Source organism: Paraburkholderia kirstenboschensis (assembly GCF_032806925.1).
In the GTDB taxonomy this organism is placed as follows: Bacteria; Pseudomonadota; Gammaproteobacteria; order Burkholderiales; family Burkholderiaceae; genus Paraburkholderia; species Paraburkholderia kirstenboschensis.
On the sequence record NZ_CP136512.1, the window covers coordinates 2,958,560 to 2,974,739 of the forward strand.

Consider the following 16,180-nt stretch of genomic DNA (forward strand, 5'->3'; position numbering starts at 1 on the left):
TCTAGCACGCCAATACGAATCTCGTTGATAGGCCTTGCGGCCGTCTGCCCGTTGCGGCCCCGCCTGCGCGTCAGTACACCCACAGATTCCGCCATGCGGACAACGCGTGCGCGGTTATTTGACATTGCGTGCCCCCTGCGCCTCCATGAATTCCGCCCGAAGGCGGATAGCTGCGGCAAGCGACGATACGCGGGCGAGTCTTACGCGCTTCAGGCGGGGACCAGATGAGCCGTCCAACCTCTTTACATGCTGTCCCGGGATCTCTTTCAGCCCCCGGACTTCGTACTCTCCGCCCACAAGCCGGATGCCGCGAGGGAGGTCCCGGTTACGTTCGGCGCGCATCATTCGCGCTCTGCGTCTTCAATCTGTTTTTGGATGATCTTCATGCGAGCCATTGCAATGATTTGATCGTTACGGGCCACTACCGCCTTGTGTTGATAGCTGGACAGTGTTGCTTGTCGGATGACCTCACCAAGCCCTTTATCATCAAGATTAGCGATTACCGACTTATCAACAATAGGATTAAGCATTCTCGTTAAATTCCTTAAGTGCCGTCTCTCCGGCTTTAACTTTGTTTTCTAGGTCCACAATCTCTTGCTCGATCCGCTCAATTTCGGCGCGCTTGAGATTGATTACGAACGTGTTGTGCTGTACACGCTGAAATAGGCCAGCGCGAATAATGTGATTAGGCGTATCCATTTTTAATCCTTTAAGTTAGTTGATCGGGTTTTGAAACTTAATACCCACTGTAGCCAGCTTGCGTACTCGGTCTGCGTGGTTGGAAAATCCAAGACCCTGAGCGATAAGGTCCCGCTTAGCTCGCTCGATAACTGGATCGTTGGTCTTGGTGGCGGGCTTGGCCGTATTTACCGCGCTCGGTTGCGGTTTCACGTTAGCCGGAGGCGTAGCCGGTTGGCTGTCGGTATCCTCGACAATTCGCGCCACACACTCCGAATTCGCTGGCACAGGTACCAGAGAGACCTCGTGCAGCTTGCTACCGTCAAAGGTTTTCCCGCCGTGGCTGTTTGGCGTGGCCTTGGTCGGACGGAAGCCAATGCTCAGACCGACCGCCGCACCGTGTCTTAGCGCTGCCCACCAATCGTCTGCAATGCGCGATTCACCTTGGGGAATAACATGGGCGGTTGCCATAAGGCCGTTACCGGACCTCTCGACCTTAACTACCTTCCCTATCGGCAATTTATGGTCATGCCCCGCCAATAGCGGGAGAGGCATTGCGTTAAGCGTAGCGCCCTCAGGCCGCACGATATCTCCCACACAATCCACCGCGTCCGTGGTCATGTAACCTCTAAGAATGCGCGCCATACTTAGGCCGAAAAGCCGATAAGCTCGCCTAGGATAGCGATAGCGTCTTTCTTTGCTTCTTCGTGCTTCTGAGATGCAACGAGGTCACCGTTAAGAATCTCGCGGGCCGTACGAGCTTGATTAAGCGATGCAATAGCCTCACGTCGAGCATTAACGAGACTAATATCAATTTGCAATGTCGGGTCCGCAGGTGCGGTACCGTCAATGACCCCGTACTCTTTGACAAGGGCCAATTCCGCCGCGCGGGCCGCCGCTTGCGCAGTCGCTACCCGTGCGTCCGCCGCCGCGATTTTTTGCTTAATCTCCTGCATCGTTGGGCCGGAATAGTTAAGGGCGGCCCTATTTGCCTCACGCCAGATAGCTACCGCTCGGACCACAGATTCCGCGCTGTACTGGATAAGGTTCTCATGCGGTTTCAGCTTATGTATGGTCTGATCGCGGAGCCGTGCCGGGTTGATTAGGTTTTGAATGATCTTCATGCTTGTTCCTTATATTTTGGATGCCTAAATTTATCCGCGTTAGGCTTTCGCGGTTTATCAGTACAGGTCAGTCTTGCTTATCAGTGGGTTCGGTCAGGAACGCTATTGAGTCAGAGTCGTACCGCGTTGGTCTAAGCTGGCGAGGAAAGCTCACCGCGTATCGTGTATCGCAAAATTCGACAATATGAACTGGAGGCGTATCGGCTACCGCCTTACGCTTACGGCGGAGCCGCGCAAGTAATCGCCGCATATTCAATAGTGTTCTCTAATGTATTGCTCGACCGCTTTTTTAACGATCACGCTCGCGGTACAGTCATCAGCTACAGCAAGCTCTCGCACTCGGCGTTGCAAGTCCGGGGTTACTTTAGTGCTGAGGACGCGGAGCGATGCCGCGCTATATGGGTTTTGTGGCTTCAGGCCCTTCCGGGTAAATGACATTTTGGTTTCCTAAGTTTCGGTAGACGCATTTAACACGGCTTGCGTCTTAAGCCGTATGTACTTTGTGGGGCGGGTGCTTCTCTGGGTCTGTGTACGCCGTAATGTAGCATCCGCTTATCAGACCTCTACTAGTCTGTCCCGTAGATTTCCACGGGCAGGAGGTGCGTGCTTCTCTAAGTCTGTGGGGTAGAAATCCACGGCGAGCCGTCCTAGTCTCCGTTGTAGAATTCCCGCGCTTTCTCTCCTTGTCAGCACCTCAAAAATTACAGCACCCGCTTAAAAGCCTGTACGGCCTGTCACGTAAGGCTCGCGAAGAATGCAGGCTAGCCGCCCGGAAAATCTGGAGTTGAAAACCGCCGTGTAACGCCCGTGCGGTAAGGAAAATTGTGTAAATCGTTGGGTCGCGATACACTCCCGTGCATGGATACTTTTGAAATCACCAACGACAGGAAGCTCGCCGACGAAGACGTGCTGGTTATCCGCGTTGTCCACATGCCGGGACACACCAAATTTGGGACCAACGGCTTAGCGGCTCTGTTCGGGGTCGCTCCCGCTGTGATTACGAACGTGGTTACCCGCAAGACCTATAAGCACCTACCCATACGACAAGTCCCGGAGGGCGCGGTAGTGCGGACCAAGTTTGCGTATGCGGAGGCAGGTAAGCGGGCGCGCGCGGGACTTGAGGCACACTTAGCGGCACGCAACAAAAGACTGCGCAACCTGCGGGGCGTTGAAACCCGGCGCGCTAACACGTGGGCTAGGCTATCCGACGAAGCGGCGGCGGAGTATCGCAAGGCAATAGGGTTGTTTGAGGCGAGCAAAGGCAAGAGGCCCAAAGAGATAAAGACGTTGCTTGCCAGACTGGACGTAAGGGCCGCAAACGGCGCGGCGATTTTCCGAGCAATAAAGGCTGGGGAGGCGGCGCAATGGGCCGCTCAGAGGGAGCAACTGGAGCGGGAGCGGGCACAGCGGTCGGTATTTGAATTAGCAGAGCATGGGCCTACCCGAGAGACATTCACCGCGTACCTAAACACGGCTGAGGGAATGAAACGGCAAGTAGCTCTCTATTGGGAGCGCCGCGCGGCGGCTATAGCTGCGGAGGAGGCATAAAGCAAACGGGACAAGCCTGTCCCGCCTCTCGTCAGCAAACGCTGCCCGTCTATCAGAACCCGGCCACCGATAACCGGTCCTCCACCTCTGTACAGATGCCGTTAGCGACTGCTCGCCGGTAATGCTCCGTCCATCCAGGTCGGCGGGCCAGTGCGGACTCAGACATACCAATCACTACGTCAGTCTCGCCGGAGAGTTCGGCGCGGGTCGCATGGTCAAGCATTACGGTACGAGCATCAAAGAAGTCTTTGATTACTACGCGTTCCCCTAGTACCTCGTATTCCTTGCCCTCTTGCGGTACCTCAATGCGAGCGGCAACGGCGCGGCCCCGGTCATATCCAAGGTTACTTACGTCCAGCATGTTCATTCGTGGTCATCCTCGTTAGGTGCATCATTGTTGCCGCTCTGCTGTTAGGTCAATGGCCCGAGCAAGCTGGCGTTTAGTCGTCAGTTCCTGCAACGGGGCCTATCAGCCTTGAAGCGCTACATCAAGAGCAACGAGGGCAAGCTGAGAGAGGCCGGAGAACGGCTAGCCAGCGGGAGCTATTGGGGAAATGCAGAAGGCCCCTGAAGCGCCTACGATTGCTTTTCAAGTGCCGCCTCTACCTCCTTCGACACAAGCACAAGCTCCGCGCCGCGTCTAACCACTGTAAACGCCAGCCAGATCGCCACAACCGCTGAGACGCCGTACAGCGCGGTTATTGCCTGTAGAAGTGAGTCCCGGCACCCCGGCGGGGTGCGCGAGGCTAACGAAAACGGACCCGACCAAGAATGCCAATGTGCCAACGAACAGTCCTGTAGCAATCACAAACATTCGCAGCGTGGATGCGATGAGAAACGGGATCAAGTGACGATTCCGTGTGTAGTACGAGACACGTTCCGCTCGTTTAGACAGTGCAGCGGCTGAACGGGCAGCTAAAACGCTTGCTAAGCGCTTACCCGTTCCGTCGAATAACCGAACCAAGTATGAAGTGAAGGCGCCGACAAGCAGCGCCACCACCACGACTGAAAACCACCACTCGGGCGAGGTTACGTCCTGAACAATTTTCTGCATGGTGCGCCCCGCCCTTTGCTGTGTTGTTGGCGTCAGATTTTACCCGAACGTGGCCCCCAATATTTGCCGCTCTGTGGTACAGTCACGAGGCGTTACCACACCACTCTAAGTCATTGATTATTAAAAGGTTGCGGTAAGGGGGCGTTATGTCGAGGCAGGACCGCTTGCCGCCAATGCAGGCATTGACGATGTTCGAATCCGCCGCGCGTCTCGCGAGTTTCACCGCGGCCGCGCGAGAGTTAGGCTCCACGCAGCCGGCAGTGAGCCAGCGCATCGTGCAACTCGAAGAGACGCTGGGCGCGCCGCTTTTCGAGCGCGGTCATCGGGGTGTCAGGCTCACCGAAGACGGCGAGCGGCTTTTCGGTGCGGTGCGTCTTGCGCTCGACACCATCCGTCATGCCACCGCCGAAATCCGCGCGCGCCGAACGCCGCAAACGCTCACGCTGTCCACCGATTTCGGTTTCGCCACTTACTGGCTGATGCCGCGGCTTTCGCAATTCAAGGCGCTGATGCCCGATGTCGACGTGAAGATCATCACGTCGCAGAGTGTGTTCCATCCGTCGCACGATCACGCTGACGTGGCGATTGCATTCGGCGACGAACATGCGGACTGGAACGCGCGCAGCGTGGTCAAACTCTTTCCGGAGCGTGTGACGCCGGTGTGCAGCCCGGCGTTTCTCGCGGCACATCCACCGCTGATGTCGCCGTCCGATCTGCTCGCGCTGCCGCTTCTGCACCTTGAACCGACGCAGCCCGCGCGCTGGCTGTCGTGGGCCGACTGGTTCGCGGCGCACGGCCTCGTTGCGCCCGCAGCGCATCGCGGCATCACGTTCAACAGCTTCACCCTCGTCGCCCATGCGGCGATCATGGGCCAGGGCGTGGCGCTCGGCTGGGCGCCGCTCATCCACGAACTGCTTGCGACCGGCCAACTCGTCGAGCTGTTCGACACTCCGGTGGTTACCGAGCGCGGTTACATGCTGGTCACGCAGCGCGCGGCCACGGCAGCAGTCGACGCCTTCCGCCAATGGCTGCTCGGCGAATGCGGGCTCGACGCGGAATAACTATCTGGCGTTCCGGTTCCATTGCCACGGCGATTCGCTTCTATCCGCGCCGCGCGTGAATTTGCTCTACTGCGACGATGCATGCCGCGCCCCGCGGCATCCCCCTTCGTTTATGTGGAGAGCGCATGTCCGCCGATTCCCGTCCTGATCAACTGGTTCTCACCGTCGCGTGTCCGAGCGCCGCGGGCCAGGTTGCCGCCGTTGTCGGCTTTCTCGACCGGCATCATTGTTATATCGACGAACTCACCGTTTTCGACGACGAGCTCAGCGAGCGCTTCTTCGTGCGCTGCGTTTTTCACGGCGTGGATGCGAACGAGACGCGAAATATCGCGGCGCTCAAACGCGAGTTCGAGCCGATTGCCGAGCGTTTCCGTATGACATGGGCAATGCACGACGTTAGCACTCGTCCCAAAGTACTCATCATGGTGTCGAAGCTGGAGCACTGTCTCGCGGATCTGCTATTTCGGTGGCGAATGGGCGAGCTCAAGATGGACATTGTCGGCATCGGCTCGAATCACCGCGATCTCGAACCGCTCGCGCAGCAACACGGGTTGCCGTTTCACCATCTGCCGATCACCGCCGATACGAAACCGCAGCAGGAAGCGCGTTTGCTCGATCTGTTCGAGACGTCCGGCGCCGAATTGATGATCCTCGCGCGCTACATGCAGATTCTTTCGGGCGAGACGAGCCGTGCACTCGCTGCGCGCGCGATCAACATTCACCATTCGTTTTTGCCGGGCTTCAAGGGCGCGAAGCCCTATCACCAGGCGCATGCGCGCGGCGTCAAACTGATCGGCGCGACAGCGCACTTTGTGACCGACGATCTCGACGAAGGTCCGATCATCGAGCAGGTTGTCGAGCGTGTCGATCATTCGTACAGTCCGGAGCGCCTGCTCGCCACCGGACGCGACGTCGAGTGCATTACGCTCGCTCGCGCGGTCAAGGCGTTTACTGAACGACGGGTGTTTATCAACGGCGATAGAACTGTCGTGCTGCAATAAGCGCAAAAGAAAAACGCCGCTTTAATAAGCGGCGTTTCTTGAACTTGAAGCATAGACAGCCAAAGCGGGACTACTTGACCCAGCTATCCACCCGCTCTCCGTGTGCGCTAATCCACGCGTCTGCGGCGGCGGTCGGCTTCTCGCCGTTCTGCGTGGCGAGCATCACGCTGTCGATCTCACCCGGCTTCCACTGAAACTTCTTCAGGAACGCGACAACGGGCGGCGCCTTCTTTTCCAGTTCTGGATTTACAACGCTGTCCACGTGCTCCGCCTCACCGAACACTTTCTTCGGGTCTTCAAGGAACTTGAGCTTGTACTTCGCGAACATCCAGTGCGGCTTCCAGCCGGTCACGATGATCGGCTTGCTCGCCGCTTCCGATCGCGCCAGTTCCGCGGTCATCGCGCTGCCCGAGCTCGGCATCAGCTTGTAGTCGAGTCCGTAAGCCTTGATTGCCTCGCTGGTCTTCTGCATCACGCCGGCACCTGCGTCGATACCGACGATGCGCGAACCGAACTCCGTCTTTTTCGCTTCCAGGTCGCCGACCGATTTCACGTCGAGATTGTCGGGCACGATAAGACCGATCTTCGCGTCGTTGAAATTAGGACCGAGATCGACCACTTTGTCCTTAAAGTTGTTCCAGTACGCGCCGTGCGTGACCGGCAGCCACGCGGACAGCGTCGCGTCGAGATCGCCCCGCGCCACACCTTGCCACATCACACCCGCTGCAACCGGTACGAGTTGTACCTGGTAACCCAGGCGCTTTTCGATCACGCGGGCGGCGACGTTGGATGTCGCGACGCTATCGTCCCAGCCTTCCACGTAGCCGATCTTGATGGTCGGTTTCGTATCCGCCGGGGCGCTCACGCTGGTTGCCGCCAGCGCCGCGCTCAGGGTGCTCAACACCAGTATCTTTTTGATCAGTCTCATCGCCGTTCTCCCTTTCGCCGTCTAAAAACAACCCAATGAGCATTTAGAATCGCCAGCCAGAATTGCCCGGTAACGTTGTTTTGCGACACGTAGTTGTCCGCACGCGACCTCGCTCACCTGCTTGCTGCCGCGACTCACGACAGTTTCATCCTGACCGTTGGCGCCAGTCACTTCTCGACGACGAGATCGGTGAGCGGCTTGCTGCAACAGAGCAGCACCATGCCTTGATCGATTTCCCGCTGACGAATGCCGCCCGCGTGCTTCATCGCCACCTCGCCCGATACCAGCTTCACCTTGCAGGTTCCGCACATGCCCTGTGTGCACGATGCTGGCAGGCGCACACCCGCTTTTTTCGCGGCATCCAGCACATGCTGGCCGCTGCCGCATTCGATCTCACGGTTGCTTTTAGTGAAGCTGACTTTGTAGCGCGTTTCCACTTCGGCCATACCGGGCGCGGCAGCCGGCTCGAAAGCCGGTGCCTGTTCCCGGGCTTCCACGAAGCTCTCGACTGTCGCAGGCTCGGCCGCGTTTTGCAACACCTCCGCGACATGCACGGTAGTCAATTGCGCGGCGAGTTCGCTGAGCGTGCCGAACGAAAAGCTTTCCTCATGATAATGGCCACGGTCGAAACCGCCCTCGTCCAGCAGGTTGCGTACTGCTTGCATGTACGGCGCGGGCCCGCAAGTGAAGATCTCGCGTTCGAGAAAGTCCGGTGCAATCAGCTTGAGTAAGGGCAACGTCAGAAAACCCGTCACACCTGGCCAGTTTGTGCGCGCGCCGACGCGCTCGCAAACGAATGCAGTACGAAAATGCGCGTGATTTGACGCGATCAGGTCGAGTTCGCGCGCGAAGATAATGTCGTCGGGCGTGCGGGCGCTGTGCACGAAGACAATGTCGCTGTCCTCGCCGAGTTCATGATGCGCGCGACTCATCGACATCAGCGGCGTAATGCCTGAACCTGCCGACAGAAACAGCAGCTTGCGCGCGGGATGACGGGCGCACGTGAATTCGCCCGCGGGCCCCAGCACGCGAACTTCGCCGCCCGCCTGCAGATTGTCGTGCAGCCAGTTCGACACTTTGCCGCCCGGCACACGCTTCACCGTAATGGAGATGGTGTGCGGACGCGTAGGCGGCGAGGAGATCGTATAGCAACGGTTGATCGACTCGCCATCGATATCCAGTTCTAGCGTGATGAACTGTCCCGGCTCGAACACGAAGGTCCGTTCGCCCGGCGCGCGGAAGAAAAAACTCTTCACGTCATGCGTTTCCTGACGCACATGGCAGCACACCAGTGTGTCGTCGACATCGCTGTTCCATCGCGCGGGCAGCGTGTCCCAGAAGCGCGGCTGCGTAACACGGCTTGTTGCATATTGCGATGCCGGCTCGGTGCCGAGCTGAAACGTCGCATGATCGCGCATCATTGTTTTCTCCCGCTCCTGGTTGCGCTCGTGCGCTCAGCGCTTGAAGGACACGACTTTTTCGCCGAATGCGGACGGCTCGGCATCGTGCGTCTGCGGCGCATTGCTGTAATCTGCAATACGGCCGATGTACCAGTCGCAGAACTTCTCCACGAGACCCTCTGTGAACGGCGAATACGGACCCGGCTCATAGGCGCTGCTGGTTGCGCCGCGTTGCGAGTATTCAACGAGCGCGCGGTCCTGATCGTTGGTTGCGCGCCATACGGCCGTCAGGTTGTTGACGTCGTAGTCGATACCTTCGCGTGCGTCCTTGTGCACGAGCCATTTCGTGCGCACGAGCGTTTTGCCGGCCGAAAGCGGAATCACCGAGAAACTCACAATGTGATCGCTCATGAAGTGATGCCATGAATTCGGCTGCGTCCAGAAAGACAAACCGCCAAGATCGGCCTGCTCAAAGCCGCCGAGCAATTTCTTTGACGCCACTTTCGCGTCCAAGGTCTGCGATTCGCCGTCGCGATCAAGCGGCAGACGTTGCGTGCGAAAACCGGTAACGAGATCGGCGAGCCGGTCGATTTCCGCCGACGGCAGCTTCATTGCTTCCCATTGCGCGGTGCGGCGCGCAACCGTCTCTTCGAAAGCGGCCATGCCTTCTTCGTTAGCCGGTGTGCGCTGATAGCCGAAACCGTATTCGTAAAGCGAAATGGTCAGCTCAGGATGATTCGCGACGCAGTGATAGCACTCGCGATTGTTCTCCATCGTAAGCTTCCAGTTGCCTTCCTCGATAATGTCGATCGACGCGGCGATCTTGCAGCCGGCCAGCTGATGCGGCGCGAGGTACGGCTCCATTGCCGCGCGCATGACGGAAAAGTCAGCGGGCGGATTGTCGGCGAGACAGATAAAAATGAGTCCCGCGAGGTTCTCGACGTGGACTCTCTTCAAGCTGTGCTTGCAGCGGTCGAACTGGTCGCCCATGTGCTCGGCGAACATCAGATCGCCGTTCAGGTTATACGTCCAGCTGTGATACGGGCAGACGATATTGCCGAGCGAACCCTTGTCGGTATTGCACAGGCGTGCGCCGCGATGACGGCACACGTTGTGAAACGCCCGCACCTGCATGTCGTCGTCGCGTACGATCAGAACGGAATCGTGGCCGATTTCCACCGTGATGTAGTCGCCCGGTTCGGGCACATCCGGTTCAACCGCGACCTGAATCCAGTGTTGACGGAAGATCGCGTCCATGTCGAGCGCGAAAATTTCCTCGCTCGTGTAGAACGGCGCTTCCAGCGTGTAATTCTTTTTGCGGCGTTCGATCATTGCGCGAACGTCTGCGGAAACTTTCATTGTGTGCTCCGTTGCGTGTCACGTCTGGCGCCGCGCCAGGCCCTCCTGGCCGCTTGTTCGCCTGAACCGGAAATCAGTAATCCACGAGTTGATGCTCGCGCAAATACGCCAGAATCACTTGTGCTTTTTCGACGGAACTCCCTTCAATTACGACGCTTCCGCCGCGGCTTTCCGTCGTGGTTGCGGAGAGCATCCGGGCGTGGCCCGAGCGCTTTTCGGCCGCGGCGAGACGCACGGGCTTGGCGCTCGCCGGGCGAATGGTCCAGGCCATATCCGTCGCGTGGCCGGCTGCCCCACAGGCGAGCGCGTGAATGGTCCCTTCGCGCAGCCGTGCATAGGCATAGGTCGGCGTTGCGTTTGCCATCGGATGCACGGCGATCAGTGCGGGCAACTGCACTTCGACACGGCGGCGCAAACCCTTGGGCATGAATTGCCGGACTTGTGCGCAACCGTCCTTCAAGACAATATCGACAGCCGCGCCGACGAGCGGAATGTCCAGCGCATTCGCCACCCGATACGGCAGCATGCCGCTGTCGAAAGCGCCTTCGGCGCGCGTGCCGGTCAGCACGAGATCGTAGCCGGACAGACGCGCGGCAAGCAGCGCTGCGCCATCGGCTTGCGATCCGTCTGCGTCGGGAACGGCAAGCACTTCGACCGAGCGCGCGCCGAGCGCGAGATATTCCTGCAGCGCGGGATTCGCAGGGTCGCCCGCATGCAGCACGTCGAGCGTCGCAGCGTGCTGCTTTGCAAGCGTCAAAGCGAGCGTCAGCGCGGCCGCGTCGTTACGGCTATAGCGCGCGACACCGCTCACCGGATGCCGGCCCACGGAAACCAGTACGGCGATTTTCATGCGAGCACTCCTTCCGCTACAGCCTTCGAATTCAGTAATGCAGCACTCGTGCCGCGAGCCGTGCGCGCCGCGGCAGCCGCGTCATTGAGTGCCGCGATAGTTTCCTGCGCATCCGCGATCACAGTCAGGTTCGCGCGCTTCGCAATGGGCGCGCTCGCGTCGAGGTTCACCGCGATCACATGCCGGCAATCCTTGATGCCTTGCAAATGCTGCACGGCGCCGGATATGCCGAATGCGATATACACGCTCGCTTCAACGGTCTTGCCGGTCGCGCCAATCTGCTTGTCGCGTGTGAACTTGCCGTCGTCGACTGCAACGCGGCTTGCACCGATCGCCGCGCCGAGCGTCGCCGCGAGACGCTCGAACGCAGGCACATCGCTGACGCCGTTGCCCGCGGAGACGATGAAGTCGGCTTCTTCGAGTGCGAGCTGCGCCGCGTCCATGTCCTCGATGCCGAGGTCACGCACGATGCCCTTCGTGGCAGTAGGTTCGCCATCGAAACGCCACGCGACTCGCTCTCCTGCGCCGACGAACGGCAGCTTCGGATCGACCGCATTCGACGCAAGCAATATCACTTCCGGCAGCGCACATGAAGCGAACGCGGTGTTCGCGTGCACATAAGCGGCCACGTGAGACGCATCGATTTCGACGACGTGTGTCGCGACGCTTGCATTGGCCGCCGCCGCATAGCGACGGCCAAGATCGCCGTCGCCGATCGCGTTGTCGGGCAGGAACAGGTGCACAGGCGCATAAGCCGCGACGCACGCGGCGAGCGCATTCAATTCGTCGGCCGGCGCGAAATGGCGTCGATCGAACGCAGGCAACTCGATCAGCTTGTCAGCGCCGAGTGCGGCGGCGTCGCCCGTGAATTCGCCGAATACCAGCAGCACGACCTCGGTGGTGGCATCGGCGATCAATGCGGCAGCGGCGAGCGTCTGGCGCGCGTGATCGTCGAGCGCGCCGCGGTCCGCGTGCGCCGCCACCAGCATCACATGTTGCGGCGTGCCGCTCGTGCGGCGCGGCTTCGGCTGTTCACGATGCGCGGCGCCCGCGGCGGTGAAATCCATTGCGCCCGCCACGCCAGTCGCGCCCAGGGTGATGCGTCTGAGTCCGTCTACTGTGATCGTGAACGGTCGGCGCGGATCGATTCGTTTGATTGTGTTCATCGCGTTACTCCAGCGCTGCTGCAACCAGTTCAGCGACGTCCAGCACTTCAGGACGCGGCCCGACCACGCCTTCGAGCATCGCGGTGCAATTCGGGCAGCCCACGGCGACAATCTCGGCGCCGATGCCGCGTGCGTCGTCGATACGAATGTCAGGAATGCGCCGCTTGCCCGGAATGTCGGTCAACGGGGCACCGCCGCCGCCACCGCAGCAACGTCCACGCATGCCGTGGCGCTCCATTTCGACAACCTTGATGCCAATACTCTTCAGCACGCGGCGCGGCGCCTCGGTCTCGCCGTTGTAGCGGCCCAGGTAGCACGGATCGTGATACGTGATCTTGCTATCCGCGTAGGCGGCGAGCGCACGCGGCGACAGCTTGCCGCTCGCAACCAGTTCATCGATCAGCGAGGTGTGATGCTGCACTTCATAGAAGCCGCCCAACGCGCGATACTCGTTGCGCAAGCTGTGCAGCACGTGCGGGTCGGAGGTGACGATCTTGCCGAACGAGTACTGCGAGAGCGTGCCGATCAACTTCTTCGCGAGTTGCTGGAACGTGGCTTCGTCGCCGAGACGCCGGGCCGTGTCGCCCGTGTCGGTTTCGACGCCGCCAAGCACCGCATAGTCGACACCCGCGCGGTTGAGCACCTTGACGAGCGCGCGCAGCGTGCGTTGATAGCGCATGTCGAATGCGCCTTCGCCCGCGATCAGCAGCACACCCACGCGCCGCCCAGGCTGCGCTACTTGCACTTGCAAATCGACCGCCCAGTCATAACGCGCGCCGATGTCGTAACCATTCGAGCTGCCCGTTTCGCGCAGATTCGCGAGCGTGATCGGCCCCTTGCCCGGCACCATGCCTTCGACGAGCGTCTGGTTGCGGCGCATATCCACGATGGCGTCCACGTGCTCGATCAGCATCGGGCACTCCTGCACGCAAGCGCGGCAGGTCGTGCACGACCACAGCGTTTCTGCTTCGATCAGGCTGGAAATCAGCGGCTTGCCAGGCGCACCGCCATGCTTGCCGACCGGAATGCCCGGCGTCGGACTGCCTGCGTATTCGGCGTCCGTGCCCCCCACCATGCCCGTCACCAGATCCTGAATGAGCTTCTTCGGATTGAGCGGTTGGCCGGCGGCGAATGCGGGACACGCTGCCTCGCATTTGCCGCACTGCACGCATGCGTCGAAACTGAGCAACTGGTTCCAGCGAAACTCCACGGGCTTGCCCACGCCGTATTCTTTCGCGTCGAGCAGCGGCGCCTTCAATGCCGTCGGCGGCACCACGTCGCGATCGTTACGCTCGGCAAAGCGCTCCTGGCGCGGATGAAACGCGAGATGCAACAGACCCGCGAGCGCATGTTTCATTGGACCACCACGCGCGGCGCCGAATGTCATCGTGAACGCGCCCACCGCGATCAGCAGCGCGACGATGATCGCGAGCGCACCCGACATCGCCGCGGCCGGCAGTGCGATGAACAACACGAGACCGAGCGCGAACGACCCAAGCAGCAACGGCAGATGATCCCAGGGTCCGCGCGAGAGTCGCGCGGGTACCGCCTTCGCACCATGCCGGCGACGCCATACGAAAACTGCGCCGACCAGCATCACGAGCGCGGCCAGAAAGATCAGCTTGTCGAGCCACGGCGAGTAGATCGCGAGACCGTAGTTGACGAACACGAGCGCCATCGCGAGGATCGCCCCGCCGGCAGTCGCCACGTGCGTTTTCGCAATGTACGGATCGCGCGCGACCACATGATGCAGATCGACGAAGTAGCGTTTCGGAATCGACAGCAGATTCGCCCAGCCGTACGCGCCCGCCGCCGTTGCGCGACCCACGCGCCAATATGCGGCGCGCTTCGCGAGCGCGAAAGCCAGACCCGCCATCGACAACCACAACAGCACGGTGATGACAGACACGGGGCTCATCGTCAGAAGTCCTTGCAAAGGCGCAGCGCGTCGTAAATCGCGCCGTGAATGTTGTGCATGGAGATGCAGTCGCCGACGCGAAACAGCAGGAAGCGGCCATTGCCGAGTTCTTCGGAAAGCGACGGCTGCGGCTCGGACGCAAAGAGCTTATGCACGTCGACCTGCCCGCGATTGAGCGACTCCGGCTTGAGCTTCCAGTACAACTCGTCGTTCGGCGTGCTGCCGTTCTCGATCACGACCTGATCGACCGCGCGCTCTTCCTGCTCCTCCGTATACTCGTTGCGGATCACGGCGATCTTCTTGCCGTCTTCCTCGTACACTTTGTCGAGCCAGTAATTCGGTGTGTGGACCACGCCCTGCGCATAGAGGCGTCGATAGAAAATCGGGAACGTGGTGCCGCCTACGTCGTCGGCCACTTTCACGTCGGGCGTGACGATCTCCACATTCGAGCCGCGGCTCGAGATGAAGTCGGCGACTCCGGCGCCGGCGTGCGTGCTGACGCCGTCGTATACGAGTACGTTCTTGCCGGGTTCGACCTTGCCCGAGAGCACGTCCCACGAACTCACCGCAAGACCTTCGTCGACACCCCATGCCGCGACTTGCGACGTGAAGGAAGAGCCACCTGTGGCAAGCACGACGATGTCCGGTTTCTCGGCCATGATGGTTTTATCGTCGGCCGCGACACCGAGACGGCGATCCACGCCCAGGCGCTTCGTCTCCATATCGAACCAGCGGACGATGCCCGCCATCTGCTCACGCTGCGGCGCCTTTGCCGCGAGCATGATCTGGCCGCCCACATAGTCGTTCTTCTCGAACAGCACCACGTCATGACCGCGCGACTTCGCGACCCGCGCCGCTTCGAGTCCCGCGGGACCCGCGCCGACCACGACGACCTTGCGCTTCGGCCCGTTCGTGCGCGCGATCACATGCGGCATGGTCGCTTCGCGCGAGGTCGCGGCGTTCTGCACGCACAGCACGTCGAGCCCGTTGTACTGACGGTCGATGCAATAGTTCGCGCCCACGCATTGCTTGATTTCGTCCTCGCGGCCATCGCGAATCTTGATGACCATATGCGGGTCGGCAATCTGCGCGCGCGTCATGCCGACCAGATCGACCATGCCGCTCGCGAGCAGACGCTCGGCCTGGCCCGCGTCGCGGATACTTTGCGCGTGCATGACCGGGACTTTCACCACCGACTTGATGCCGGCTGCGAGATGCACGAAAGGCTCGGGCGGCAGCGCCATCGGGGGCATGCAGTTGGCGAGCGTGTTGTGCGTATCCGCACCGGAGCCGATCACGCCGAGATAATCGATCAGGCCGCTTTCGCTCATTGCCTGAGCGATCTCTTTCAGTTGCTCGTGATCGAGCCCGTCTTCATGAAACTCGTCGCCGCACATGCGCAAGCCCACGCAGAAATCGGGGCCCACTGCTTCACGCACGGCCTTTAATACTTCAACGCCGAAGCGCAGGCGGTTTTCCAGCGAGCCGCCCCATTCGTCGGTACGGAAATTGGTGCGCGGGCTCCAGAACTGGTCGATCAGATGCTGGTGCGCCGCCGAGATTTCAACGCCGTCCATGCCCGCATCTTTCACGCGTTTCGCGGCAGCCGCGAAGTCAGTGATAATGCGGCGAATCTCTTCCACTTCAATGATCTTTGCGTTGCCGCGATGCACCGGCTCACGCACGCCCGAAGGCGACATCAGATGCGGCCAGTGCTCGCCATGAAACGCCGAGCGACGGCCCATGTGCGTGGCCTGAATCATGATCTTCGCGCCGTGCGTGTGCATGGCTTCCGCGAGCCGCGACAGCGGATCGATGATCTTGTCGGTCGACAGATTCACCGACTTCCACCAGCCTTGCGGACTGTCGATCGAGACCGGGCTCGAACCGCCGCATACGGCGAGACCCACGCCACCCTTGGCCTTTTCTTCGTAGTAACGGATATACCGGTCGCCGGGCAGCCCGCCGGGTTCCGCATACACCTCCGCATGCGCAGTGCTGACAATGCGGTTGCGCAAAGTCAGCTTGTTCAGCGTGAGAGGCTTGAAAAGGTTCGGGTAACGCATCGCGATCGACCTCGGAATAATATGACT

The 16,180-nt window shown here is 60.3% G+C and carries 15 protein-coding genes; 3 read left to right on the plus strand and 12 right to left on the minus strand.

Going from position 1 to position 16,180, the window contains the following annotated elements; genetic code table 11:
• Positions 1 to 341 precede the first annotated feature (341 nt).
• Genes RW095_RS22240 through RW095_RS22255 form a run of 4 tightly spaced genes read right to left on the minus strand, consistent with a single transcriptional unit; the run spans position 342 to position 1,802 of the window.
• Positions 342 to 530 (minus strand): hypothetical protein, encoded by a 189-nt coding sequence (locus tag RW095_RS22240; protein ID WP_317018392.1) that lies wholly within the window; start codon positions 528 to 530, stop codon positions 342 to 344.
• Entirely contained in the window at positions 523 to 699 is a 177-nt protein-coding gene (locus tag RW095_RS22245; protein ID WP_317018393.1) for a hypothetical protein, read from the minus strand. The genes RW095_RS22240 and RW095_RS22245 overlap by 8 nt, the downstream gene beginning before the upstream one ends.
• A gap of 15 nt (positions 700 to 714) precedes the next feature.
• Positions 715 to 1,323, minus strand: coding sequence for an HK97 family phage prohead protease (locus RW095_RS22250; protein WP_317018395.1), 609 nt, complete (start codon positions 1,321 to 1,323; stop codon positions 715 to 717).
• 2 nt (positions 1,324 to 1,325) lie between these two features.
• Positions 1,326 to 1,802, minus strand: a complete 477-nt coding sequence (locus tag RW095_RS22255) for a hypothetical protein (protein ID WP_317018396.1) — start codon at positions 1,800 to 1,802, stop codon at positions 1,326 to 1,328.
• A gap of 858 nt (positions 1,803 to 2,660) precedes the next feature.
• On the opposite strand from RW095_RS22255, the gene RW095_RS22260 reads away from it, so the two are divergent.
• Positions 2,661 to 3,350, plus strand: a complete 690-nt coding sequence (locus RW095_RS22260; protein WP_317018397.1) for a hypothetical protein — start codon at positions 2,661 to 2,663, stop codon at positions 3,348 to 3,350.
• A 52-nt stretch (positions 3,351 to 3,402) separates the two neighbouring features.
• On the opposite strand, the gene RW095_RS22265 is transcribed toward RW095_RS22260, so the two are convergent.
• Positions 3,403 to 3,717 (minus strand): hypothetical protein, encoded by a 315-nt coding sequence (locus tag RW095_RS22265; RefSeq protein ID WP_317018399.1) that lies wholly within the window; start codon positions 3,715 to 3,717, stop codon positions 3,403 to 3,405.
• A gap of 833 nt (positions 3,718 to 4,550) precedes the next feature.
• Here RW095_RS22265 and RW095_RS22270 point away from each other — a divergent pair.
• Positions 4,551 to 5,465, plus strand: coding sequence for a choline sulfate utilization transcriptional regulator (locus RW095_RS22270; RefSeq protein ID WP_317018400.1), 915 nt, complete (start codon positions 4,551 to 4,553; stop codon positions 5,463 to 5,465).
• A gap of 125 nt (positions 5,466 to 5,590) precedes the next feature.
• Positions 5,591 to 6,466 carry a formyltetrahydrofolate deformylase gene (gene purU / locus RW095_RS22275; protein ID WP_317018402.1) on the plus strand — a complete coding sequence of 292 codons (876 nt, stop codon included), beginning with the start codon at positions 5,591 to 5,593 and terminating at the stop codon, positions 6,464 to 6,466.
• Positions 6,467 to 6,536: 70 nt separating this feature from the next.
• Here purU and RW095_RS22280 read toward each other — a convergent pair whose 3' ends face one another.
• From RW095_RS22280 to RW095_RS22310, 7 genes are all read right to left on the minus strand, one after another.
• A complete protein-coding gene (locus RW095_RS22280; RefSeq protein ID WP_317018403.1) occupies positions 6,537 to 7,394 on the minus strand; it encodes a glycine betaine ABC transporter substrate-binding protein in 858 nt (285 codons plus the stop codon).
• Positions 7,395 to 7,561: 167 nt separating this feature from the next.
• The gene (locus tag RW095_RS22285) at positions 7,562 to 8,815 is read right to left on the minus strand and encodes a hybrid-cluster NAD(P)-dependent oxidoreductase (protein WP_317018405.1); all 1,254 of its coding nucleotides are present in this window, start codon (positions 8,813 to 8,815) and stop codon (positions 7,562 to 7,564) included.
• A 33-nt stretch (positions 8,816 to 8,848) separates the two neighbouring features.
• Positions 8,849 to 10,153, minus strand: a complete 1,305-nt coding sequence (locus RW095_RS22290) for an aromatic ring-hydroxylating oxygenase subunit alpha (protein ID WP_317018407.1) — start codon at positions 10,151 to 10,153, stop codon at positions 8,849 to 8,851.
• Positions 10,154 to 10,226: 73 nt separating this feature from the next.
• Positions 10,227 to 11,003: an electron transfer flavoprotein subunit beta/FixA family protein gene (locus RW095_RS22295; RefSeq protein WP_317018408.1), complete on the minus strand. Its 777-nt coding sequence runs from the start codon at positions 11,001 to 11,003 to the stop codon at positions 10,227 to 10,229.
• Positions 11,000 to 12,169: an electron transfer flavoprotein subunit alpha/FixB family protein gene (locus RW095_RS22300; RefSeq protein ID WP_317018410.1), complete on the minus strand. Its 1,170-nt coding sequence runs from the start codon at positions 12,167 to 12,169 to the stop codon at positions 11,000 to 11,002. The genes RW095_RS22295 and RW095_RS22300 overlap by 4 nt, the downstream gene beginning before the upstream one ends.
• A gap of 4 nt (positions 12,170 to 12,173) precedes the next feature.
• Positions 12,174 to 14,087: a (Fe-S)-binding protein gene (locus RW095_RS22305; RefSeq protein WP_317018411.1), complete on the minus strand. Its 1,914-nt coding sequence runs from the start codon at positions 14,085 to 14,087 to the stop codon at positions 12,174 to 12,176.
• Positions 14,088 to 14,089: 2 nt separating this feature from the next.
• Entirely contained in the window at positions 14,090 to 16,153 is a 2,064-nt protein-coding gene (locus RW095_RS22310) for an NADH:flavin oxidoreductase (RefSeq protein ID WP_317018413.1), read from the minus strand.
• Positions 16,154 to 16,180: the final 27 nt, after the last annotated feature.